This is a genomic window from Rathayibacter sp. AY2B7 (assembly GCF_002931635.1).
Taxonomy (GTDB): domain Bacteria; phylum Actinomycetota; class Actinomycetes; order Actinomycetales; family Microbacteriaceae; genus Rathayibacter.
The window spans coordinates 1-6,093 of the sequence record NZ_PSUC01000147.1; the positions used below are offsets into that span (position 1 = coordinate 1).

Sequence of the window (6,093 nt, forward strand, 5' to 3'; positions counted from 1 at the left end):
GCCCGAGGGCTCACCGGAGCGGGTGACCATGCGGACGATCCTAGCCGCGGCCGGGCCCGCCCCCGGCTCAGAACAGCGTCGGCTGCCCGACGCCGGGCAGGATCGCAGCGCGCTCCGGCCCGAGCTCCCCGACCAGCAGCCCGTCGTGCTGGAGGGAGCGCCGCTCGCCGCCGAGGGTCCGCAGCGTTCCGAGCGAACCGAGGGCGGAGGACTTGACGGAGCCGGTGGCCGGGTCCTCCTCACCGCGCTCGAGCCGGTGGGCGCGCATCAGCGGGCGGATGCGCGCCGAGAGCCAGCGCCGGTACTCGAGAGGCGCGTAGGCGTCGCGCCCCGGGTAGAGCGCTCGGTACTTGTCGACCAGCTCGGGGTGCTCCTGCCCGAGCCACTGCAGGAACCACTCCTTCACCCCGGGCTTGAGGAAGAGGGTCGAGTACATGATCGTGCTGGCGCCCGCCTCGCGGCAGGCCCGGAGCGATTCGTCGAGGTGCGCCCGGGTGTCGGTGAGGAACGGCAGGATCGGCATCAGGAACACCGAGCAGTCGAAGCCGGCCTCCCGTGCCGCGGTGACCGTCGCCAGCCTGGCCGCCGCAGTCGGCGCACCCGGCTCGACGGAGCGCTGGAGGCCCTCGTCGTAGACGGCGATCGAGACTCCGAGGTCGACCGGGACGTGCTCGGCGGCCTCGCGGAGCAGCGGCAGGTCTCGCCGCAGCAACGAGCCCTTCGTGAGGATCGAGATCGGGGTGCCCGAGGCGGCGAGCGCGGCGATGATGCCCGGCATCAGCCGGTAGCGGCCCTCGGCGCGCTGGTAGGGATCGGTGTTGGTGCCGAGTGCCACGGGGTGCCGCTCCCAGCTCGGCTTCGCGAGCTCCCGGGTGAGGACCTCGGCGACGTTCACCTTCACGACGATCTGCGAGTCGAAGTCGCGGCCGCCGTCGAACTCGAGGTACTCGTGCGTGGGCCGGGCGAAGCAGTAGGTGCAGGCGTGGGTGCAGCCGCGCATCGGGTTGATGCTCCAGCCGAACGGCATCTTCGAGGAGGTGTGCACGCGGTTGAGCGCCGACTTCGCGAGCACCTCGTAGAAGGTGATGCCCTCGAACTCCGGCGTGCGGACCGTCCGCACCAGGTCGGTGAGCTTGACGAGCCCGGGCAGTGCGGCCTCGTCGGCCGTGCCGATCGACTGCCCGCTCCACCTCATGGAGCCATTAGAACATATGTTCGAACGGGTCGCACCCGATCAGACCGAGGCGGACAGCTCCAGCGTCTCGGCGGTCGCGGTGACCGTCTGCTCGGCCTTCTCGGGCGCGTCGTTGAGCGTCGAGCCGTAGCTCGGCACCAGCCCGCGGATCCGCGGCTCCCAGGCCTTCATCCGGTCGGGGAAGCACTTCTGCACGATGTCGAGCATGATCGGCACGGCGGTCGAGGCTCCGGGCGAGGCGCCGAGCAGGCCGGCGATCGTGCCGTCCCCTCCGGTGATGACCTCGGTGCCGAACTGCAGCACGCCGCCCTTCTTCTCGTCCTTCTTCATCACCTGGACGCGCTGGCCGGCGGTGATCAGGTACCAGTCCTCGTCGCGGGCGGTGGGCAGGAACTCGCGCAGGGCCTTCATCTTCTTGCCACGGCCGGCGAGCACCTCGCCGATCAGGTACTTCATCAGGTCGAGGTTGTCGCGGGCGACCGCGAGCATCGGGCCGATGTTGTGCGGCCGGATCGACAGGGGCAGGTCGAGCCACGAGCCCCGCTTCAGGAACTTGGGCGTGAAGCCCGCGTAGGGGCCGAAGAGGAGGGACGCCTCGCCGTCGACGACGCGCGCATCGAGGTGCGGCACCGACATCGGGGGCGCGCCGACCGCGGCCTTGCCGTAGACCTTCGCCTTGTGCCGGGCGACCAGCTCGGGGTTGTCGGTGCGGAGGAACTGGCCCGAGATCGGGAAGCCTCCGAAGCCCTTGATCTCCGGGATGCCCGACTTCTGCAGGAGGTGCAGCGCACCGCCGCCGGCGCCGACGAAGACGAAGCGGGCGGTCACCGACTGGGGCGTGCCTCCGACGACCTGCTTGAGGTCGAGGCGCCAGGTGCCGTCCTTCTGCCGGGTGATGTCGGTGACCTCGCGGCCGGTGTCGAGCGTGCCGCCATGGGCGACGACGTGGTCGAACAGCTGGTGGGTCAGTGAGCCGAAGTCGACGTCGGTGCCGGCCGGCATGCGCGTCGCCGCGTAGGGGCCGCCGCCGGCGGGACGCTGCTCCATCAGCAGGGGCGCCCACTCGTGGATGGTCTTGACGCTCTCGGTGAACTCGATGCCGGCGAACAGCGGCTGGTCCTTGAGCGCCTCGTAGCGCTTCCGGAGGTACTCGACGTTGGCCTCGCCGTGCACGAAGGTCATGTGCGGCGCCGGGTTGATGAAGCTGGAGGGCTCGCGGATGTCGCCGGACTCCACCAGGCTCGACCAGAACTGGCGCGAGATCTGGAACTGCTCGTTGATCTGGATCGCCTTGGCCGGGTCGACGGAGCCGTCGGCCGCCTCGGGCATGTAGTTCAGCTCGCAGAGGGCCGCGTGACCGGTGCCCGCGTTGTTCCACGGGTTCGACGACTCCTGCGCCACGTCGCCGAGGCGCTCGTAGGCGGCGATCGTCCAGTCGGGCTGCAGCTGGGTGATGAGGGCGCCGAGCGTGGCGCTCATGATGCCCCCACCGATGAGGGCGACGTCGACCGGTTCCGAGGAGTTCACGAGAGTCGAGTTTACGCTCGCCCGAGGACGCCGCGGCGGGGAGGGGCCCCGCTCCCCCATCAAATTCGCGGCTTTTCCACCCGGAAGGGGCCGGAGCGCTCGGCGCCGGCCCCGTCCACGGAGGTCAGGAGACGGGCTGCTTCGCCGCGATGAACTCGGCGATCTGCACGGCGTTCAGGGCCGCGCCCTTGCGGAGGTTGTCGTTGCTGATGAAGAGCGCGAGGCCGCGTCCCTCCGGGGCGCCCTCGTCGGCGCGGATGCGGCCGACGAAGCTCGGGTCCTTGCCCGCGGCCTCCAGCGGAGTGGGCACCTCGCGCAGCACGACGCCGGGCGCGTCGGCCAGCAGCTCGCGCGCGCGCTCGGGGCTGAGGGCGGAGGCGAACTCGGCGTTGACGGAGAGCGAGTGGCCGGTGAACACGGGGACGCGCACGCACGTGCCCGAGACCAGCAGCTCCGGGAGCTCGAGGATGCGGCGGCTCTCGTTGCGGAGCTTCTTCTCCTCGTCGGTCTCGTTCGAGCCGTCCTCGACCAGGCTCCCCGCGAAGGGGATGACGTCGAAGGCGATCGGGGCGACGTACTTGTCCGGCGCGGGGAAGTCGACCGCCGAGCCGTCGTGCACCAGGTCGAGCAGGTGCTCGTCGGCGACGGCGGCGCGGACCTGGCCGGCCAGCTCGTTCGCTCCGGCCAGCCCGCTGCCGGACACGGCCTGGTAGGTGCTGACGATCAGGCGCGTGAGCCCCGCCTCGCGGTCGAGGACCTTGAGGATCGGCATCGCGGCCATCGTGGTGCAGTTGGGATTGGCGATGATGCCCTTGACCGCCTGGTCGATGGCGTGGGGGTTCACCTCGCTGACGACCAGCGGGACCTCGGGGTCCATCCGCCAGGCGCTGGAGTTGTCGATCACGGTGACGCCGGCCGCGGCGAAGCGGGGCGCCAGGGCGCGCGAGCCCGTGGCTCCGGCCGAGAACAGGGCGATGTCGAGCCCCGACGGATCGGCGGTCTCCACGTCCTCGACCACGACGTCCTCGCCGCGGAACGGCAGCGTCGTGCCCGCCGAGCGGGCGGTGGCGAAGAAGCGGATGGACGCGATCGGGAAGTCGCGCTCCTCGAGGAGGCGGCGCATCACCTTCCCGACCTGGCCGGTCGCGCCGACGACGCCCACGTGGAGGGGGGTGCTGCTCATGCTGTGCTCTTTCGTCCGTGCGGCGCGCGGGCCGCTCGTGGCGGGGGGATCGAGGGAGAGGGTACCGGTCGCTCCGGCCGCTCGGGAGGAACGGCCGGATCGCGAGGGTGTCCGGCCGTCAGCGGCCGGTGCCGGCGTAGACGACGGCCTCGTCCTCGGCGTCGAGCCCGAAGGCGGTGTGCACGACGCGCAGGGCCTCGTTCACGGTGTCGGCGCGGGTGACGACCGAGATGCGGATCTCGCTCGTGGAGATCATCTCGATGTTGATCCCGGCCTCGTAGAGGGAGCGGAACAGCTTCGCGGAGACGCCGGCGTTGGTGCGCATCCCGGCGCCCACCAGCGCGAGCTTGGCGATCTGGTCGTCGTACTGCAGGGACTCGAAGCCGACCTCGTCCTTCTCGGCGTTGAGAGCCATGAGGACCGTCTGGCCGTCGGCCTTGGGCAGGGTGAACGAGATGTCGGTGCGGGCGGTCGCCGCAGCCGACACGTTCTGCACGATCATGTCGATGTTGGAGCCGGTCTTCGCCACGATCGTGAAGATCTGCGCGGCCTTGCCCGGGATGTCGGGGACTCCGACGACGGTGATCTTCGCCTCGTTCAGGTCGGCGGCGACTCCGGCGATGATGGGCTCTTCCACGGCTTGTCCGTTCTGCTCGACGCCGGAGGTCTCGGCGTTGTAGACGATGGTGCCCTCGTTGGGGCTGAAGGAGGAGCGCACGTGGAGCGTGACTCCGTGGCGGCGGGCGAACTCGACGGCGCGGATGTGCAGCACCTTCGCTCCCGCGGCGGCCAGCTCGAGCATCTCCTCGCTGGTGATGCGGTCGAGCTTGCGGGCCTTCTTGACGACCCGCGGGTCGGCGGTGAAGACGCCGTCGACGTCGGTGTAGATCTCGCAGGTGTCGGCGCCGAGTCCTGCGGCGAGCGCGACGGCGGTGGTGTCCGAGCCGCCGCGGCCGAGGGTGGTGATGTCCTTCGTGTCGCGGTTGAAGCCCTGGAAGCCCGCGACGATGACGACGGCGTTCTCGTCGAGCGCCTCGCGGAGGCGGACCGGGGTGATGTCGACGATGCGGGCGGCGCCGTGCTGTGCGTCCGTGATCATGCCGGCCTGGCTGCCGGTGAAGGAGCGGGCCTCGAAGCCCATGCTCTTGATCGCCATCGCCAGCAGCGCCATCGAGATGCGCTCGCCCGAGGAGAGCAGCATGTCGAGCTCGCGGGGGGCGGGGATGGGCGTGACCTGGTGGGCGAGCTCGAGCAGGTCGTCGGTGGTGTCGCCCATGGCCGAGACGGCGACGACCACGTCGTTGCCCGCCTGCTTGGTAGCGACGATCCGCTTCGCGACCCGCTTGATGCTCTCCGCGTCGGCGACGGAGGACCCGCCGAACTTCTGGACGATCAGGCTCACGTGCTGCTCCCGTGTCGGTGGCTGGACCGCCGTCGCGACCCGACGGGCGAGTCTACCGGTCGACCGCATGCCGGAGCGGTCATGCGACTCCGGCGGCCGCGTCAGTTCTCGACGAGCCGGCGGCCCTCGAAGGCGCGGCCGAGGGTGATCTCGTCGGCGTACTCGAGGTCTCCGCCGACGGGCAGCCCGGAGGCCAGGCGGGTGATGCGGATGCCGAGGGTGCTGAGCATGCGCGAGAGGTAGGTCGCCGTCGCCTCGCCCTCGAGGTTCGGGTCGGTCGCGATGATGACCTCCTGCACCTCGCCGTCCGCGAGCCGCTGCAGCAGCTGGCGGATGCGGAGCTGATCCGGGCCGATGCCGTCGATCGGGCTGATCGCGCCGCCGAGCACGTGGTAGAGCCCGCGGAACTCGCGGGTGCGCTCGATCGCCGGGACGTCCTTCGCCTCCTCCACGACGCAGATGACGGCGCGGCTGCGGCGCGGATCGCGGCAGATCCCACAGGTCGCCTCCTCCGCCACGTTCCCGCAGATGTCGCAGAAGTGCACGCGGCCGCGCAGCTCGAGCAGGATCTCGGCGAGCCGGGTGACGTCGAAGGTCTCGGTCTGCAGGATGTGGAAAGCGATGCGCTGGGCGGACTTCGGGCCGATGCCGGGGAGCCGGCCGAGCTCGTCGATCAGCTCCTGGACGATGCCTTCGTACATGCGGTCGCCTCCTCTCGGGTGGGGCGGACGTCGAGCGCGTCGATCCCGGCGACCGCGAGCAGGGCGAGGTGCGCGGGAGTGAGGC

At 70.8% G+C, this 6,093-nt stretch carries 5 protein-coding genes; all 5 read right to left on the reverse strand.

What is annotated here, in order from left to right:
* Positions 1-67 precede the first annotated feature (67 nt).
* Complete coding sequence (locus C5C27_RS16280) at positions 68-1,195, reverse strand: Rv2578c family radical SAM protein (protein WP_104314924.1); 1,128 nt, start codon at positions 1,193-1,195, stop codon at positions 68-70.
* Positions 1,196-1,234: 39 nt separating this feature from the next.
* On the reverse strand, positions 1,235-2,782 hold the full coding sequence (locus C5C27_RS16285; protein WP_104314925.1) for a malate:quinone oxidoreductase: 1,548 nt from the start codon (positions 2,780-2,782) through the stop codon (positions 1,235-1,237).
* A gap of 64 nt (positions 2,783-2,846) precedes the next feature.
* Positions 2,847-3,905 carry an aspartate-semialdehyde dehydrogenase gene (locus tag C5C27_RS16290; RefSeq protein WP_104314926.1) on the reverse strand — a complete coding sequence of 353 codons (1,059 nt, stop codon included), beginning with the start codon at positions 3,903-3,905 and terminating at the stop codon, positions 2,847-2,849.
* Between the two features lie 118 nt (positions 3,906-4,023).
* Positions 4,024-5,307, reverse strand: coding sequence for an aspartate kinase (locus tag C5C27_RS16295; RefSeq protein ID WP_104237730.1), 1,284 nt, complete (start codon positions 5,305-5,307; stop codon positions 4,024-4,026).
* A 101-nt stretch (positions 5,308-5,408) separates the two neighbouring features.
* Entirely contained in the window at positions 5,409-6,008 is a 600-nt protein-coding gene (gene recR, locus C5C27_RS16300) for a recombination mediator RecR (RefSeq protein WP_104222157.1), read from the reverse strand.
* Positions 6,009-6,093: the final 85 nt, after the last annotated feature.

Bases quoted from the DNA above. Each gene is read 5' to 3' on its own strand.
- C5C27_RS16280 (WP_104314924.1), bottom strand. From the start codon at position 1,195: ATGAGGTGGAGCGGGCAGTCGATCGGCACGGCCGACGAGGCCGCACTG.
- C5C27_RS16285 (WP_104314925.1), bottom strand. From the start codon at position 2,782: ATGGGGGAGCGGGGCCCCTCCCCGCCGCGGCGTCCTCGGGCGAGCGTA.
- C5C27_RS16290 (WP_104314926.1), bottom strand. From the start codon at position 3,905: ATGAGCAGCACCCCCCTCCACGTGGGCGTCGTCGGCGCGACCGGCCAG.
- recR (WP_104222157.1), bottom strand. From the start codon at position 6,008: ATGTACGAAGGCATCGTCCAGGAGCTGATCGACGAGCTCGGCCGGCTC.